The following is a 16,015-nucleotide window of genomic DNA, read 5'->3' on the forward strand; positions in this document are numbered from 1 at the left end:
CCGGCGCAAACGCGACGCCGAGGCTGGACGTGGAGGCTGTCGTCCTCTGCGATCTCCTCGCCGACGGCACTGCGGTCCTGGTGCTGGTCGAACCGATCTACGACACCAATACCGGGGACCGGGTCGGCACCAGGCTGGTGGACCCTGTCACCGGCGACCCGTACACCCCGGTCGGGACGCTTGGGCCGTGCGCGGCGGACGGCTGCAACGCCAGCACCACGTCTCAGCTGCTGTGCGACGACAACGGGCCTTTCGCCCGCGCGACCACGCACGACTGCACCGGTGCTGTGCTCGGCGTCCTGGACCGCACCCTCGACGGCCAGCCGTACACCGTCACCGGCACGGTCGGCGTGTGCCCCACCTCCCCGGACTGCGAGTCGCCGACCACCCCGACCGCGACAGTCGGCCTGTGCCTGGCGGACGGCACGCCCATCGCCGTCACCGTCATCCGCGACTGCGAGGGGGCGGTCACCAGCGAGGGATGGATCAACCTGCAGACTGGCGCGTACAGCGCGGGTGCGCCCCCGGTCGGCACCGTCGCCTGCGGCAGCTCCCAGTCGGTGCAGGTGTCCGGCACGTTCTGCGACGTCCTGGCGGACGGCACGGTCGCCGGGCTGGTGCTGATCGAGTACAGCTACGCGGCGGACGGCACGATCGCCGGCGTCCGCCTGGTCGACGCCACGACCGGCGCGACCTACACCCCGACCGGCACCGTCACCACCTGCCCGGCCGGTGTCGAGCAGCCTGAGCGGGACCTGGTGCAGCTGTGTGACACCGCCGCCGACGGCACGGTGACCGAGTTCATCCGGGACTATGCCCGCGACGAGAACGGGCAGATCACCGGACACACGGATTACGCCCTGAACGGCACCCCGTACACGCTGGCCGGCACGGTGGGCGCCTGCGACGTGGAGCCGTGCCGGGACACCTCCAGCACGCTCTTGTGCGACACCACGACCACCGAATCCGTCACCGTCTTCGACCCGGCGAACGTCACCGGCCCGGACGGCTGGCAGGTCGTCTCCTTCACGGGCAACCAGCCCGGCTACGGGCCGACCGGTGCCATGCCGTACGACGTCTACCGGGGCACGAACAACGCCGGTCAGGTCTCCTACGGTGCGCGCCCGGACCTCAACGCAGGACCGAACAGCATCCCGTGGCCCGGCTACGACAACGCCCCGGTGCGCTGGATCATCCGCAAGACGTTCACGGCGCCGGAGGACGGCACCGCGACGCTGACCGCCGTGGGCTTCCGGGCGGACGGCGGCGGCCGGGTCCGGATCAACGGCGTCGACATGGGCCTCTACTCCCAGTGGGGGCAGCCCGGCGTCGGAGGTGGCGGCCAGGCGCCGGTCACTGCCGGCCCCAATGTGATCGAGCTGGAAGTCCGAGACGACTGGGGCTTCAACTGGGTGACCGGCCGCCTCAACATCGTCATGACGCGGACTGTGCAGTTCATGCGCCGTCAGACGGTGGACTGCGAGACGGGCGCCGTCGTCTCCCAGACGGACACCACTTTGGACGGCGACCCGTACACGGTCACCGGCGAGGTCGGCCAGTGCGAGCCTCTCGCCGAATGCTGCCCGCCTCCGCCTTGGCGGGACGCCGAGACGCTGACGCTGTGCGACACCGCAGCGGACGGCACGGTCACGGAGTTCCTGCGGACCCTCATCTACTCCGATAGCGGGCCCACGGTCACCGTGGACACCGCCCTCGACGGCATCACCCCGTACGCCTCGGCCGGCACCGTAGGCCGGTGCTGCGACACGACCGTGCTGGGCGAGTGCACCTACAGCCTGCCGGACACCCCCACCGGGTTCGCCCTCGCCGATCCCGCCTACCCGGGGTGCTGGGTCGGCACGGCCGGGGCCCCGTCCTACGCGTACGGGGACCGCGTCACGTCGTGGGCCGCCACGTACCAGTCGGACTCCAACACCAGCTCCGTCGTCCTGTTTAACAGCCCTGACCTCGGCGGCGCGATCAACTTCACCGCGTTCACCCCGGCCCTGCCGGTCAACCCGGCCCAGTCCGCTGCGGCGTATACGGGGACCGCCGTCATCAGCGGCGTCACGGTCACCCTGACCGCGACGGGCGGCAACGGCCTGGGGATCTGGCAGGCCAACAACACCGGCCTCTACATCAACCCGGGCGACGCGTTCCGCCTCGACTTCTCGAAGCCGGTGCGCCTCACCGTCAACACCTCCGGGTTCGCCGACCCGCCGTCCCTGCACGAGCGGCTCTGTGATGTCACCGTCAAGACGGTGCCGTGGCCGGCGCTGCGGCTCGCCGACTGCCAGGGCGTCATCACCACCGTGGACCCGGACACCCGGGAGCCGATCCCGGCCGGCGCCGTCCTGGACTGCCAGGCGCCCGGAGGGGTCGCCTGCGCCACGGCCGCAGTGCAGACCATCCGGCTGTGCGACCTGGACCCGACCGTGGAGGCCGACGAGGACGGGCGCCGCTGCGCCGTGCCGTTCCTGCGGCACCTCGCCTACGACTGCGCGGGGGAGCTGAGCAGCTTCCATGACACCAGCTTGGACGGGACCACCCCGTACACGCCGGTCCAGGTCGTGGACTGCCAGTGTGAGAGCGGCGAGGGCCTGACGTCCACGATCGAGGTCCCGTGGCAGGTCGTCAGCGTCGTCGAGGACCCGGCCGGGCTGCCGCGCCAGGACTTCATCTACACCGTGTCCCCGGAGAACGACCCGGCCCGGATCGGCACGATCCGCGTGCACGTCTCCCGGGCGGCAGGTGCGCCCTGCAGTGCCTACAACATCAACAATCTGGTCTTCTCCAACACCTCGGCGTACACGCTGACCCTGGACGCCGTGGCGCAAGAGATGAGCTACCTGCGGGTCGACCTGGCCGACTTCGATACCTTCGAGCCGGTCGCGATCAATACGACCTACCCGCTACCGACCCGCCTCGGCGGCACCGCCGGATGGAACGCCGCCCACACGAGGATCGTGCCCTCCGAGAACGACGGCACCGGCTACATGTACTGGGACAACCCGCCCGCACAGGTCGGCTGGAGCGTGCTCAACCAGGGCGGCGGCGTCTCCTGCTCCGCGCTGTCCTTCCAGGGGATGACGGTGGAGCCGGGCGGCTGCTGCGGCGGCGAGTCCTCCACCCCGTGCGGGGACACCGAGATCGCCCAGCTCTGTGACCTGGTAGCCGCACCCGCGACGCCGCTCCCGGTACCAGCCGACTCGTTCACCCTGACGGGGAACGTCCAAGTCATCGGCGACACGCTGCAATTCTCCCGCAACAACGTCCCCCCGAATGGAGTGGCGCAGCGCGCCGTGACCGGCCTCATCAGCGGCGCCGCCAGTGAGCTGCTGTTCGATGCCGGGTGGGGCGGGGGCGGCAATCCGCCGGCCACCAACGACGCGATCTACCGGGCGGAAGTCCTCGACGGGGCGACCGTCCTGGCGACCAGCACCGTCAACCTGTCCAACGGCAGCGGCTCGGCCGGGGCGGTTGTCGCGCAGCCGCCCCTCGCGTTCACGGCTCCACCGAGCGGCACCGTCACCGTGCGGTTCACCGACCTCAGCACCGGCGGCGCCCTGAACCGAGACCTGGTGATCCGCCCCCTCACGGTGGAGACGGAAGGCGTCGAGCTCACCGCGATCCCGTTCCTGCGGGCGTACACCTACGACTGCACCGGCCTGCTCCTGACCACCGCGGACACAGAGCTGGACGGCAGCACCACGTACACGCCCCAGGGCCAGGTGGGCGTCTGCTCCGGGACGTCGGGCACCACAACCGCGACGGAGCCGAGCCCGGTCAACACCGGAGTGCGGGCCGTGACGGGCACCGCCGCGCAGGACCTCGCCGCGGAGTTCACCGGCCTCCAGTCCGTCAGCCTCGCCGTCCTGGCCGGCGCGGTCAACGCGACCATGAGCGATGGCAGCGCCGTCCCGATCCCGGCAGGCGTCACCCTCACCTGGTCCGTCTCCAAGGACACGGACACCGCCCTCGCCGCGGCGTCCTTCGCCGGGGCCAACCCCTCCGCCTTTTACCTTTTGAACTGGACGTACCTGTCATGAGTGGAACGAACGCCGGAATCGGCATGGTGGGCGCAGCGGCGGTCACCGTGGACCCCGACCCCTGCAACGCCCTCACCGAGGGGCCCAGCGGCCTCCTCGTGCCCTCCACGACCGTCGAAGGCCTCGCCCCCGGGACGGCGGTCGGTACCGGCCGCTCCGTGGACGTGGACGTGGCCGCCCCGGCTGCCGGCGCCTGTCCGCAGGAGTGGCAGGTCGGGGCGCGGCTCACGCCCCCGTACGACGAGAAGCTGCTCCAGGCGTTCGTGGACCTCGTCGCCACGCCGAGCGGCGGATGGGTGGACAGCACGCTGTCCGTCGACCTGCCGGAGGCGGGCGTCTATGAGGTGTCCGCGACCCTTCACACGGTGATCGCGGTCAACCCGTCCAGCGGGGCGTTCAACATCTCGATCTCCGGCCGCCTGTGGAACGCCGAGGCAGGCACGGCCGTGATCGGCAGCCAGTACACGGTGCAGCAGTGGGCCGCGAACGCCGCCCCGACGAACTTCGAGTCAGACGCCGACCTGTGCACCTTCCACAAGTTCATGGCGGTCACGGTGCCCACGACGGTCCGTCTGGAGGTCATGCGGCTCAACAGCAGCGGCACGCCTGTCTCCACCACCGGCCTCCAGGTCTCCAACACGCGACTCGCCTTCAAGAAGATCAGCGACTAGGCGGGTGGCTCGGCCCGTCGGCGTACTGAATCACTACTTACGTCCTAGAACCTGGAGGTTCACATGTCTGGTACGAGCGGGAGCGTCTCGGCCGCACTCCCAGATTTGGAGTACGAAGTCCTCTGCGACGACCAGGGCGGCGGCACGAGCGTGCCTTTCCTGCGCCGCTACAGCACCGAGGACGGCGCAACCGTCGTCACGGACACCGCGCTCGATGGGACCACGGCCTACACACCGACCGGCACCGTCGTCCGCTGCGACGCCCAGCAGTCGCCCGCAGCGAATCCGCAGATCGATAGCACGGCGCAGCGCCAGGCTGGGGCAGGCGCCGTCACCATCGCGGCGGGCGCCCGCTCGGTGACGTTCATGGTGTTCGCTGGCGCGCCGACCGTGTCGATCGGTGGCGGGGCGGCGGTGGTGTTCCCGGCCGGGGCCGCGGCCACCTGGAGCGTGGACCGCGGAGGCGAGGCCGGCGAGAGCCTGCAGGACGAGTTCATCTTCACCGGTGTAGTCGGCAGTGACTTCGCCGTGCTTTCCACGCGCGAGGTCTAACCAGTGGCCACCAGCGGCGAATACACGCCAGCAAGACGGCGTGTATTCGCCGCCACAGGCATCACCAACGCTTCGGGCAACGTGGTCTTCAATTTCAATCCGGCCTTCACCGGCGTGCCCGTGATCACTCATGCGACACAGACGGGCGTCGCTGACCTTACGGAGTGCCGGATCACCTCCCTGTCAGCGAGCTCGGTGACGTTCAACGTCCGCCGCTCCCCGGCGGTGACCCTCCTCGGCATCTCAGTCATCCAGGTGCCGCAGCCCGCCTCGGGGGTGACCGTGCACTGCATGGCCGTCGAGGCGGGTTCGATCTAGACGCCGAACCCTTCGACGAACTGGCAGGTGTTTCCGCCCCTGACCGTTGGCTGCGCTTCGTCCTTCACCGGCTGCACAGCTAGGGCAAGCCCTGGAAGAAGGCCCAACGGTAGTCTGTGGAACAGCCGCTGGTTGCGGGCCGGGCTCAGGCACTCCCTACAGGAGCACCCTTGAGCAGATGCGGCTGTGGCGGCGGACGGTGCGAATGCGTCATCGTCGCCGGCGACAACATCACCGTGGAAGGCGACGGAGGCACCGCCGCCCCGTATGTGATCAGCGCGACCGGCGCCGCGGTCACCTGCGAGCAGGTGCGGCCCTGCCTGTCGGTCGGTCCCGGCGCCACCTACGACCCCGCCACGGGCGTCATCGGCGCCGCCATCTCCGCTGACCCGGACAACCAGGTCGCCCTCGGCTCCGACGACGGGCTGTTCGTCCCGCCCGGCGGCACCTCGTTGCAGGCGCAGGACAGCCCCACCCTCGACTTGGAGCTGACCGGCGACGGTTCGGCCGGCAACCCGTATGTCGTCCAAGGCGACGTGATCCTGGACCCGGCCCCGCCCGGCGGTGGCACCAACCTCATCCAGGAGGGCCCGGACGGGCTCTATGTGGAGTGCACGCAGGTCCGCGGCTGCCTGTCCGCCGGGCCGGGTGTGAGCTACGACCCGGCAACTGGTGAGATCGCCGCGAACATCTCCAGCGATGCGGGTAACCAGGTGTCCATCGGCGGCGATGACGGCCTCTACGTGTCGGCCAGCGGTGGTTCGACGGTCACCGTGCAGGACTCGTCGACGGTGGACATGTCCGGGGACGGGTCGGCGGGCAGCCCGATCACCGCCGCTGTGATTCCCGATCCTGCCGCGGGCAACCTGCTCACGACCGGTCCGGCTGGGGTGGCGGTGCCCTGTGAGGCGGTGCAGGACTGTGTCGGCAGTGCCCTTGGCGACGGGTTGATGTACGACGACGCGGCCAACGAGTTCCGGGCCCGGCTGAGCACGCAGGTCGGCAACAACGCTACCTTCGGCCCTGATGGCGGCCTCTACGTGCCGGCCAGCGGTGGTTCGACGGTCACCGTGCAGGACTCGTCGACGGTGGACATGTCCGGGGACGGGTCGGCGGGCAGCCCGATCACCGCCGCTGTGATTCCCGATCCTGCCGCAGGCAACCTGCTCACCACCGGCCCGGCCGGGGTGGCGGTGACGTGCGAAGCGGTGCAGGACTGCGTGGGCGCCGCTCTGGGGAATGGGCTCGTCTACGACGACGCGGCCAACCAGATGCGTGCGCGCCTGAGCACGGATGCGGGGAACAGCGCGGCCTTCGGCGGCGACGGCGGCATCTACGTGCCGACAGGCGGCGGGGCGACCGTCGTCACCGCAGGCAGTGACTGCATCGCCATGTCAGGGGACGGCTCGGCGGGTAACCCGATCACGGCCGCCCCTGTCGTCGACCCAGACCCGGCGAACACGTTGGAGTGCGGCCCGAACGGGCTGCGAGTGTCAGCGCCGACACTCGCGCTCCAGTGCGGCCTAACTGGTGACGGGTCTGCGGGAGCTCCGCTGGGGGCCGCGGTGCAGGCGTGGCCCTACCCGTGTGACGTCAACGACAACGCGGGCGGCGTGTACTGCGACAGCTCCGGACAGCTTCGGGCGGAGCCGCGCGCCAAGTACCAGTACTTCACCACCACGCTCAACGAGCTGTTTCCCGCAAACCCTGTCGTGCCAGCGACGACCACGACAGGCGGCACGGTGGTGGCCACCCGGACGCTGGACATCACGAACCCGGACCCGTGCCGGCCGGCGATCGCTATCACGTCGGTCGAAGTCGACGTCGACTTCGTTATTCCGCCGGGCGGCAGGGCCGGCCACTTCGTCTACGGCGACGAAATGTACCGGTTCGAAAATCGTGGTTCTGCGACCGTGTCGGACGTCCACACTCAGACCACCAAAGTGCTGGGCAACACGACGATTCCGCCGGGCGCCACGATCACCGTGAGTTTGGACATCGCGTTGGGGTTCGGCCTGGCCGGGGCCACCTACAACAGGGTTCAGTCGTACATCCGCGCGATGGTGTTCGCGCTGTAGAAGGGGGACGCATGGAAACGCGGAACGGCGAGCACACGCGGTACTTCCGCAGCCAGGGCGGCAGCATCGGTGAGATCAACGAGTCACAGCCGGGCGCTGGGGGCCTGCCCGAAGGGGCGGTGGAAATCACCGAGAAGGAGTTCCAGGAGGCCTACGCCGGGTGGCAGACCGGAGTCGCCGAGCATGTCGCCGGCCTGGAGGAGGCCGAAGCTGAGCGGGCCGAGGAGGACTACGAGGCGTTGCGCGCCGCCGGGATTCCGCAGGCAACGGCGCAGCGCCTGTCTGGGTACGACGCGGAACGTCGTAATCGCTGAGACGCGCGTGCCGCCCCGCTCGATGCGGGCCGCCCCCGGCGTGTTGAGCGGGGGCGGCCCTGTGCGGGGCGCGGGGCGGCCGGGGTAGTCGGCCGGCACCGGCGCACCATGACGTGGTCAGCCCCCACCCGCCGTCGACCCGGCCAGGTGCCCGAGCGCCGCGCGGCGATCCTACGGGGCACGCAAGAAGATCGGCACGGTGTTGTTCGTGGCGTACGGGTGATCTGGAGGTGGCATGCTGGACGGATGCTCATAACCGCCCTGCCTGGGGCGAAAAAGGAAAACGTTCAGCGTGTTCTTCGCCGTGCCCATATTGATTTGGTCAACGCTGTTCAGAGTCGGGGCGACTCGTTTCAGCGGTGCGTGGGCTACCTGCGGTGGGCGCAGGAAGCCCACGCAGCCCTTCGTGGCCAGATCAGCACGGCGGACATGAACAGGCTCATCTTCACTGACCGGTACTGGGCACTCCAGCAGGCGATCATGTCTGCCGATGCGATCACTGGTGATCTCGGTGTGACGCTCTCGGGCAACGTCTACCTCGAAATGCTGGAGCGGGAAGTCGCGTTCGCTGGCGCTGTCCAGGCGTTGAAGCAGCAGGTGGGCCGCTGGTCGTTCGGCGGTTGTTTCGTCGTCGCGGACACCAGCTTCTACATTCAGCATTCGAAGAAGTTGGAAGAGGTCGACCCCGGCCCTCTGCTGGACGTGGTGGAGGGGGAGCAGGTTCACCTGCTGTTCCCGATGGCGGTCATCGACGAGCTCGACCAGCTGAAGGAGAGCAGTAAGAACCATGTGCGCTGGCGGGCAGGGTATACGTTGAGCTTCATCGACCGGAGGTTTGAGGCGCCCGCTGAAATAGCGGTGATTCGGGAGCGGAGTGCTCTGGCCAAGGACAGCGGCGGGAACCCGGCGCCTGTCGGTAAGTTCACCGCGGAGATTCTTTTCGACCCGCCGGGGCATGTGCGGTTGCCCAACGCCGATGACGAGATTATCGACAGGATGGTGGCGATCGGTCCGCTCGTGGATGGCGGTGTCACGCTGCTCACCTACGACACCGGCCAGTCGACCCGTGCCCGCGCGGCGGGCCTGAACGTTGTCAAGCTGCAGCACACTTTGGGCCAGGAGCCTGCCCGTTCCTAGCCTGGCGCGGGCTGAACGTCGACGGCGGCGGCCGGTCGGCCGGGATGGTCGGCCGGCGCGCGTCCTGGCCTGGGGCAGACATGCCGCGTGTGAGGTAAGGCGGAAGGGGACCGGTGCAGCGGATAGCCTGACCTCGTAGATTGCCGCTGGTCGTGGGCCGGGCGCGAACTCCGATGGGAGGTGCGTCCTTTGCCGGCGACATGCTGGAAGTCGATTCACGGGCTGGTGGTCCGTGCGACCAAGGTCGACGCGTGCGGTATTCCGGTCGTGGGTCCCTGCTCCGTTGTCACTACGGACGGGCTCATCACCGCGTCGTACTCGCCTGAGATCGCGGAGGGCGACGAAATCGAGGTGAAGAACGCCGCCGGGAAAATCTGCATAGCGTCGAAGGACTGCCCCCAGCTGAAATGGGTGAACTTCGAAATCAACCTATGCGGCGTGGACCCGGACCTTTTCACCCTGTTGTCAGGTTATGAGACGGTTTTGGATTGGCAGGGCACCAGTGTTGGAAACCGTATCGGCGAGGACATCCTCTGCGCCGGTGGTGTCGGCCTGGAGATCTGGTCGGAGGTGCCGGGTGAGCGCTGCGGTGCGACGGGCCTGCCGCAGTACGGGTACTTCTTGATCCCGTGGCTCAAAGACATGATCATCGGTGATTTTGAGATTCAGAACGGTGAGACGACGTTCACCCTGTCGGGCCGGTCGGAAAAGGGGGCCGGCTGGGGGGTCGGCCCGCACGACGTCGACGCGACCGATGCCGCGAACACGGCGGGGCCGCTGCTCACCCCGATCGGGTCGAAAGACCACATGGACCTGCACCTGACGACGGTGCCGCCGCCCGAGCCTGCCTGCGGGTGCGTCCCGCTGGCCGCGTAGCGGCACGGCCGGGCGTTCCGGCCCTGGGGCTCCGCCCTCGGCCCTTGAAGACGGAGCCCTCACCCCCAAAAGGGGCGTTTTTGCAACAGTGTGGTTGGGGGAGAGAGGGGTGGCTTGTGGGGGTGACCGACCACGGTCCCTGCTGGCCGGACCCTGACCCGGACCCGTCGTGCTGCCCGGGCTGGGCGGACGCCGACCCGGCGCTGCGGACCCGCCTGGGGAGGATCGCCGCGAGGATCCTGTCGCCGCTGGCCGGCAACCAGTACGGGGTGTGTGAGCTGACGGTCCGCCCGTGCGGGAAGACGTGCGGTGGTGGCGGGCCGTTGGACGTCGGGGTCGGGCCGCCGTTCTACCCGATGCTGACCAGCGCCGGGTGGGTGAACTGCCGCGTCTGCTCCGGCGCCTGCTCCTGCTGCCACGTGTGCAAAGTCGATCTGGAAGGCCCGGCGCAGGAGATCGTGCGGGTGGTGGTCGACGGGGTGCAGCTGCCGCCGCAGGCGTACCGGATCGACCTGCACCGCGAACTGGTGCGCGTCGACGGCGAATGCTGGCCCGAATGCGCGGACCTGGCCGCCCCGGTCGACGAGGTCGGCGGCGGCGGTTTCCTGGTGACGTACACGCGGGGGCTGCCGCTCGACGAGGCGGCGATGCACGCCTACTCGACGTACGCGTGCGAGCTGCTGAACGCGTGCAACGGCGACGACTGCTGCCGGCTCCCCGAACGGGTGACGACGATCACCCGGCAGGGGGTGACGGTCGGGTTCGTCGACCCGATGGATTTCCTGGACCGCGGCCGGACCGGCATCCCCGAAGTCGACCTGTGGCTCAGCGCGGTGAACCCGTACGGGTTGCGGCAACGGTCCCGGGTGCTGTCGCCGGACCGGCCCCGGCTGCGGAGGACGTCATGGCCGTGAACGTCGACCAGGTGGCGTTCGGTCTCGCGGAGGAACTGCTGGGCTGCTTCTGCGAGGCGTTGGCGGCCAGCGTGGGCGGGGCGGCGTGCCGGTGCTCGATTCTGCCTGGCGCGCAGGTCGCCGCGGATTTGTGCTGCGACTGCGGCGACGGTAACGGGCAGGCGTGGGTGCGGGTGGCGGAGATGTGGCCGACGACCGCGGCGTGGCCGCAACGGGTCGCCCAGGTGGAGAGGTGCCCGCTGAACCTGTGGGCGGTCGAGCTGGAGGTGGGCGCCTACCGGTGCGCCGCGAAGATCGACAACCGGGGGCGGTTTCCGAGTGCGGAGCGGCTGACCCGCGACGCTGAGATCATCCTGGATGACGCGGCCGCGATGCGCCGTGCTGTGACCTGTTGTTTCCGTGACAGCGAGGAGGGGCGCCGGTCGGCGCGGAAACTCCTCGTCGGCGCGTGGCGGCCCCTCGGCCCCGAGGGCGGCTGCGTAGGTTCTCAAATGTCCGTCACGGTCTCCGCTTACGATTGCTGCCCCCAATAACAGCTTTCCGGGACTAGCCTATATGTATGAACAGTTGCTCCGTCCCCGCATGTGAGGATGGCAAGGCTCCAGGCCGTAAGGGCTACTGCTATCGGCACTACAAGCGTTGGAAGCGCCATGGTGATCCGGAAGGCGGACGGGCGCCCAGCCACACCAGTCCGATCGAACGGGTGCGGTTCAGGACTCCGATCGAGTGGGAGGAATGCCTTCTCTGGCCGGGCATGATCTCCACCTATGGGTACGGCGTAATCAAGGCTCAGCAGGGCTTTGGTAACTCGAAGTCTGTCGAACTACTAGTCCATCGCGTGGTGTTCGAGGCAGAGCGCCGGCCGCTCCTGCCAGGGGAGCAAGTCGATCACACGTGTCATAACGAGGCGGCCGCGCAGGGGACGTGTGCCGGAGGAGTCACATGCCTTCACCGGCGCTGCTATCGAAGTGACCACCTGCGGGCGACATCGCAGAATGACAACATCGCATCGTCGCCTTACACGATGCATCGAGCGAAAATTCGTGACGGGGCGGGCCGCTTTGTTGCGGGAACCAGGAGGGCGGTCGTAGTTGACCAGCCAGACATGCTGAGAAACGCGATCATCGATGAAGTCGCCAAAGCTGGCTCGGAGGGCGTGACGCGCGTTCAGATCATCGCCGTCACCGGAGGGTCTCCCAAGCGGGTCCGCTTGCGGATGGACGACTTGCGCAACGCAGGTGTGATCGAGCGCTCCAGCTTCGGCAGGAACTGCACCTGGCGTTTGTGTGACCGCGTCGCGGGTCAACTGCCGGAGGAGATCCAGATATAGGCGGCCAGATGTCCGTCACGGTGTCCGCGTACGACTGCTGCCCGGAGTAGCTTCGCGCGGCACCATCCCGGCACGACCCTGCCCGAAGCGGGCCTCACAGGCATGTCTTTATGTAATTGAGATATGGGGACAATGTACAACTGACACCCTATGTCTGTAGTGTATGAATTGCATCAAAAGCCCCCGTGGAAGGGAAAAGTCATGAGCGTTCTGACCTGCGGCAACCGTGCGCTTCCGGGTCTGTCCTGGTGGGCTCCGGCGGTGCAGTGGGGGTAGGCGCCGCGCGTGAACGAAGGGCTTCCGCTGTCGAGGGCGGAAGCCCTTCTTCGTGTCTTCGTGTCCGCCGTCAGGGGGTGGCGGCCGTGTTCTGGAAGGGGCCGCAGAGGTTGGCGGGCCGGACTGGGACGACGCCGGCGCACGCCGCGCGGGTGCCGAGCATGGACAGCATCTGGGACATGCTCGCCTGCCCGCGCGTCCACGGTAGGGGCGGGCCGACGAACAGCAGCGCCCGCCCCTGTTTCAGGGCTGCGCCGCACCACGGCGCCGGGTCGGTGATCGTGACCCCGGTGAGGAAGGGCAGGTCGCCGCCTACCGGGCCGGGACAGCGCACCTCCACGTCGCGGCGGGTGCCGATGCTGACCTGCCACTGCCGGCCCTGCGCCTCGTAGAGGTTCATGGTGGTGTGGCCGCCGTTGTTGGTGAGGGTGAGGGGCGCCAGCCCGAGGCGGGTCATCAGCGGCAGCAGGTTGGCTGCCGGGTCGCCGACTTCGGGTGACAGGTAGAGGGCTGGGGGGAATTCGTCGAGGCCGGGCAGGAGCGCCCGCACGTCGAACACATCGTCGCTCATAGCAGCCGATTGTGTCCCGTGGGTGACGGGCGCACCGTGTGATCGCACTTATGCAGGTGTTTCTGTCAGTCGCGATGCGTATCCTCCACATGAAGGATGACAATCATCATTGTCCCCTCCTAGGAGGTGTGGGTGACATGGCGATCCCCTGCCCGTTCGCGACCTGCGAGTGCCTGCATGTCGGCTGTGAGTACGGGTGGATCACCCTGGCGGGATCTGACGGCCGTGACTTCGTCCGCCCCTGTCGGACCTGCCGCCCCGAGGTGTCCGCGCACCTGCTGATGGGGTCGGGGAGCGGCGCCCAGGTGCGGGCGCAGCTGCGCCACCTGCCGCGCCCTTCCCGGGTGGCCGAGACTTCCACGAAAAAGCGCCCCTCCCGCCAGGTGTAGTGAAACACTTGCAATCGTCACCACACGTGCGTAGTGTATGAATTGCATTCTTGGATGAGCTGCGGAGGTTCGCATGCCTGCGTGGATCGACACCGCCCCGACGGACTTCGGCGTCAAGCCGGCGCCGCCGCCGGAACCGAAGGTGACGGCCTGTTCGACCTCCATGACCTGTAAATGCGAAAGGCGCCCTCGGGCGGGGCGCCTTTCGCCTGTCTGCCAGGAGAACCGATGCCCCCCGCACACCCGAAAACCGGCCAGGACAACCTGCTGGCCGCCATCGACTCCCTGATCACGTCCCGGACGTTGCTGAAAGCCAGCTGCGACAACCCCGGCAACCGTGGTTCCAAGTCCACCAGCGAAGCCGACCGGGAACGCGAGGCCGCCCTGGTCCAAGCGCTCCTCGGCGTCGGCCACGCCCTGGTCGCGAACACGCTCGCCGTCGCCCTCGGCACCCCCAGCGGTCTGGGCCGCCGCGACCCTGTCGAGCACCGCGCGTGGCTGGCCGCCGTCGGCCGGCTGCGCGGCCAGGAGACGGCCGCGCACGACTTGTAGACGCGGCCCTGAATTTTCTTTCCGCCCGCCCAGCCGTCCGAAGGCTGGGCGGGCGGATCGGCACCCGACACCAGAACGGACGTTATGAACGAACCCCCGGGGCCAGACGCCCCCGGCCCCTTTGGTTTGCCCGCCCCGCGGGCCGCCGGAGACGACATCGCCCCGAGCAGGGGCGGGCAGGACACCGTCCCTGACTGCGGCCGCTGCTACGACACCGGCATGGTCGACGAGGTGATTCCCCCGCCCGGCGACCTCACCGTTGAACAGACGCGGGAACTCGTCGCCGCGTTCGAAGCCGCCGCCGCCGCCGCCGCTGCGGGCGGCGACACCAGCTCGGCGACCCGGGCTGGCGTCGCAGAGCTTGCCGCCCGCCTGGGAGGGTCCCGCCACCAGGGCCGCTGCTCCTGCAAACGCGGCCAAGACCAGGAGTTGCAGGCCCGCACCAGGCAGCTGCTCGGCGGCGTCGCCGACCCGCGGCAGGTGCTGGTGCAGCTGATGCCGGTCGCCCGAGCCCTGTACTGCGTGTGGGCCAGCCACCAGCTGGGCGAGGACGCGCCGTTCCGGGCGCAGCGGCAGGCCCGCGCCGAGGAGGAAGCGCAGATCCTGCTCAGAGGCGTCGACCTGTGGCTGCGGGACGTGCTGGCCATGTCGTGGCGGTTCGAACTGCAGCGGTACACCCGGCCAGGCGAGGACGGTGGCCGCTGATGGGGCTCACCGTAGGAGAGGCGCAAGCCGTTTCCGACCTGCTGGGATTCCTGTTCGCTGTCCCCTCGCCGACGGGGCGGCCGCGTGACCCGGTGCGGGCGTTGAACAGCGCGGAGTTCCTCGCCACCCAGGCCGGGCAGGCGCAGCCCGCCGATATCCGGGTGGAGGACATTCAAGCCGGGTGGCAGCGGCTTGAACGGTTCGTTGAGCTGCTCACCGCCGGCCACGACCCGGCTCAAACCCTCCGCGCCGCCGCCCTGTACCGGGCGGCCGCGCAGGAAAGCGTCGCGCTGCTCGAAGCCACCATGCGGGAAGCGGACAGAAGTTCAACGGCGATCGTCGCCGCCCACCACGAAATCAAGGAGCTGCGCCGGGCCGGGCTGCTGTCGCGCCAAACGGCTTCCCGCCTCCGTGCCGCGCTCACCCCCGGCGGTGGCCGGTGAGCGGCGACCACAGCCTGGTGCCGCTCACCGGCGTCGAACGGCACGCCGCCGAGCAGCTCATCGACATGCACTACGAGCTGAAGGTCTGCGCCGCCGTGAAGCTCGTCGAGAACGCGCAGGCGGTTCTCCGACAGGCCGAAGCGGCCGCCGGCGACTGGTCGGCCAGCCGGTGGCTGGACTTCCGCGAAGCCGCCGACGTGCACGGCGCTCTGTCGGAGGCGGTGCAGGCCGCCGGGTTCGACGCGGCCGGCCAGGGCGGGGGGCTCCCCCTGTACGAGCAGGAGAAAACCGGCGCCGACCTGGTGGGCCGCTACCTGTCCGACGTGCTGGGCCACGACCTGACAGGAGGCGAGCGGTGAGCGACCTGAACAGCTGGAAAGTGCAGTCCCCTCCCACCCCTGGCGGGAAAGCCCGGATCGTCGGGTGGCCTGCCCGTAGCGGCAGGCCCGGCGTGGTAGAGCCCGACGTGCAGATCGACGTCGCCGCTTCGGACCCGGTGGCCGCCCTCGTCATCGCCCACCTGATCGTCGCCGCCGTGCAAGCCGTGCCGGACGACCCCGACGGGCAGACGCCGCAGGTGGAACAGCACAGCTGGCGGGGCGCCCCCGACTGTGCGGGCTGCGCCGACACCGGGACGGTGCGTGACCCGGCAACCCCGGACGTCTTCGAACACTGCCGGTGCAGGAAAGGCCGCCGCCTGCTCGACCTGTACCGAGCGGTGAAAGCCCGCGACCCCGGCGGCCCCGGCGGCGTCGTCAGGGTCGGCCCCGACACCACCCCAGTTTGATCATTCGTTTGTGCCTCCCGGGAGCCTCCCGGGCGGCACCTCACCGTTGGAAA

The 16,015-nt window shown here is 69.1% G+C and carries 18 protein-coding genes; 17 read left to right on the forward strand and 1 reads right to left on the reverse strand.

The window, feature by feature from the left end; genetic code table 11:
• Nucleotides 1-29 precede the first annotated feature (29 nt).
• From ACQP0P_RS20755 to ACQP0P_RS20805, 11 genes are all read left to right on the forward strand, one after another.
• The gene (locus ACQP0P_RS20755; RefSeq protein ID WP_433379416.1) at nt 30-4,049 is read left to right on the forward strand and encodes a hypothetical protein; all 4,020 of its coding nucleotides are present in this window, start codon (nt 30-32) and stop codon (nt 4,047-4,049) included.
• Complete coding sequence (locus ACQP0P_RS20760) at nt 4,046-4,720, forward strand: hypothetical protein (protein WP_433379419.1); 675 nt, start codon at nt 4,046-4,048, stop codon at nt 4,718-4,720. Before ACQP0P_RS20755 ends, ACQP0P_RS20760 begins: the two co-directional genes overlap by 4 nt.
• 105 nt (nt 4,721-4,825) lie before the next feature.
• Nucleotides 4,826-5,272 (forward strand): hypothetical protein, encoded by a 447-nt coding sequence (locus ACQP0P_RS20765; protein ID WP_433379422.1) that lies wholly within the window; start codon nt 4,826-4,828, stop codon nt 5,270-5,272.
• Between the two features lie 3 nt (nt 5,273-5,275).
• Nucleotides 5,276-5,590, forward strand: a complete 315-nt coding sequence (locus ACQP0P_RS20770) for a hypothetical protein (protein ID WP_433379425.1) — start codon at nt 5,276-5,278, stop codon at nt 5,588-5,590.
• A 170-nt stretch (nt 5,591-5,760) separates the two neighbouring features.
• A complete protein-coding gene (locus ACQP0P_RS20775; RefSeq protein ID WP_433379428.1) occupies nt 5,761-7,668 on the forward strand; it encodes a hypothetical protein in 1,908 nt (635 codons plus the stop codon).
• An 11-nt stretch (nt 7,669-7,679) separates the two neighbouring features.
• Nucleotides 7,680-7,982 carry a hypothetical protein gene (locus tag ACQP0P_RS20780; RefSeq protein WP_433379431.1) on the forward strand — a complete coding sequence of 101 codons (303 nt, stop codon included), beginning with the start codon at nt 7,680-7,682 and terminating at the stop codon, nt 7,980-7,982.
• A gap of 246 nt (nt 7,983-8,228) precedes the next feature.
• A complete protein-coding gene (locus tag ACQP0P_RS20785) occupies nt 8,229-9,119 on the forward strand; it encodes a PIN domain-containing protein (protein WP_433379434.1) in 891 nt (296 codons plus the stop codon).
• Nucleotides 9,120-9,308: 189 nt separating this feature from the next.
• Nucleotides 9,309-9,995 carry a hypothetical protein gene (locus ACQP0P_RS20790; RefSeq protein ID WP_433379436.1) on the forward strand — a complete coding sequence of 229 codons (687 nt, stop codon included), beginning with the start codon at nt 9,309-9,311 and terminating at the stop codon, nt 9,993-9,995.
• Nucleotides 9,996-10,117: 122 nt separating this feature from the next.
• Nucleotides 10,118-10,909 (forward strand): hypothetical protein, encoded by a 792-nt coding sequence (locus ACQP0P_RS20795; RefSeq protein ID WP_433379439.1) that lies wholly within the window; start codon nt 10,118-10,120, stop codon nt 10,907-10,909.
• Complete coding sequence (locus ACQP0P_RS20800; RefSeq protein WP_433379442.1) at nt 10,900-11,442, forward strand: hypothetical protein; 543 nt, start codon at nt 10,900-10,902, stop codon at nt 11,440-11,442. Before ACQP0P_RS20795 ends, ACQP0P_RS20800 begins: the two co-directional genes overlap by 10 nt.
• A gap of 221 nt (nt 11,443-11,663) precedes the next feature.
• Nucleotides 11,664-12,239 (forward strand): hypothetical protein, encoded by a 576-nt coding sequence (locus ACQP0P_RS20805; RefSeq protein ID WP_433379445.1) that lies wholly within the window; start codon nt 11,664-11,666, stop codon nt 12,237-12,239.
• Nucleotides 12,240-12,585: 346 nt separating this feature from the next.
• Here the strand turns inward: ACQP0P_RS20805 and ACQP0P_RS20810 are convergent, their stop codons facing one another.
• Nucleotides 12,586-13,086: a hypothetical protein gene (locus tag ACQP0P_RS20810; RefSeq protein WP_433379448.1), complete on the reverse strand. Its 501-nt coding sequence runs from the start codon at nt 13,084-13,086 to the stop codon at nt 12,586-12,588.
• Between the two features lie 137 nt (nt 13,087-13,223).
• Here ACQP0P_RS20810 and ACQP0P_RS20815 point away from each other — a divergent pair, with 137 nt between their 5' ends.
• From ACQP0P_RS20815 to ACQP0P_RS20840, 6 genes are all read left to right on the forward strand, one after another.
• Complete coding sequence (locus ACQP0P_RS20815; protein ID WP_433379451.1) at nt 13,224-13,475, forward strand: hypothetical protein; 252 nt, start codon at nt 13,224-13,226, stop codon at nt 13,473-13,475.
• A 228-nt stretch (nt 13,476-13,703) separates the two neighbouring features.
• Nucleotides 13,704-14,027 carry a hypothetical protein gene (locus ACQP0P_RS20820; protein WP_433379454.1) on the forward strand — a complete coding sequence of 108 codons (324 nt, stop codon included), beginning with the start codon at nt 13,704-13,706 and terminating at the stop codon, nt 14,025-14,027.
• An 84-nt stretch (nt 14,028-14,111) separates the two neighbouring features.
• Nucleotides 14,112-14,732 (forward strand): hypothetical protein, encoded by a 621-nt coding sequence (locus ACQP0P_RS20825; RefSeq protein ID WP_433379456.1) that lies wholly within the window; start codon nt 14,112-14,114, stop codon nt 14,730-14,732.
• Nucleotides 14,732-15,175 (forward strand): hypothetical protein, encoded by a 444-nt coding sequence (locus ACQP0P_RS20830; RefSeq protein ID WP_433379459.1) that lies wholly within the window; start codon nt 14,732-14,734, stop codon nt 15,173-15,175. The genes ACQP0P_RS20825 and ACQP0P_RS20830 overlap by 1 nt, the downstream gene beginning before the upstream one ends.
• Nucleotides 15,172-15,534 carry a hypothetical protein gene (locus tag ACQP0P_RS20835; RefSeq protein WP_433379462.1) on the forward strand — a complete coding sequence of 121 codons (363 nt, stop codon included), beginning with the start codon at nt 15,172-15,174 and terminating at the stop codon, nt 15,532-15,534. The genes ACQP0P_RS20830 and ACQP0P_RS20835 overlap by 4 nt, the downstream gene beginning before the upstream one ends.
• Nucleotides 15,531-15,962 (forward strand): hypothetical protein, encoded by a 432-nt coding sequence (locus tag ACQP0P_RS20840; RefSeq protein WP_433379465.1) that lies wholly within the window; start codon nt 15,531-15,533, stop codon nt 15,960-15,962. Before ACQP0P_RS20835 ends, ACQP0P_RS20840 begins: the two co-directional genes overlap by 4 nt.
• The last annotated feature ends 53 nt before the right edge of the window (nt 15,963-16,015 follow it).

The organism is Streptosporangium sp. CA-115845 (assembly GCF_050943795.1).
Taxonomy (GTDB): Bacteria; Actinomycetota; Actinomycetes; order Streptosporangiales; family Streptosporangiaceae; genus Streptosporangium.

Coding starts and splice junctions, on each gene's coding strand:
- ACQP0P_RS20760 (WP_433379419.1), top strand. CDS start 4,046: ATGAGTGGAACGAACGCCGGAATCGGCATGGTGGGCGCAGCGGCGGTC.
- ACQP0P_RS20825 (WP_433379456.1), top strand. CDS start 14,112: ATGAACGAACCCCCGGGGCCAGACGCCCCCGGCCCCTTTGGTTTGCCC.
- ACQP0P_RS20810 (WP_433379448.1), bottom strand. CDS start 13,086: ATGAGCGACGATGTGTTCGACGTGCGGGCGCTCCTGCCCGGCCTCGAC.
- ACQP0P_RS20815 (WP_433379451.1), top strand. CDS start 13,224: ATGGCGATCCCCTGCCCGTTCGCGACCTGCGAGTGCCTGCATGTCGGC.
- ACQP0P_RS20785 (WP_433379434.1), top strand. CDS start 8,229: ATGCTCATAACCGCCCTGCCTGGGGCGAAAAAGGAAAACGTTCAGCGT.
- ACQP0P_RS20830 (WP_433379459.1), top strand. CDS start 14,732: ATGGGGCTCACCGTAGGAGAGGCGCAAGCCGTTTCCGACCTGCTGGGA.
- ACQP0P_RS20780 (WP_433379431.1), top strand. CDS start 7,680: ATGGAAACGCGGAACGGCGAGCACACGCGGTACTTCCGCAGCCAGGGC.
- ACQP0P_RS20820 (WP_433379454.1), top strand. CDS start 13,704: ATGCCCCCCGCACACCCGAAAACCGGCCAGGACAACCTGCTGGCCGCC.
- ACQP0P_RS20805 (WP_433379445.1), top strand. CDS start 11,664: ATGATCTCCACCTATGGGTACGGCGTAATCAAGGCTCAGCAGGGCTTT.
- ACQP0P_RS20800 (WP_433379442.1), top strand. CDS start 10,900: ATGGCCGTGAACGTCGACCAGGTGGCGTTCGGTCTCGCGGAGGAACTG.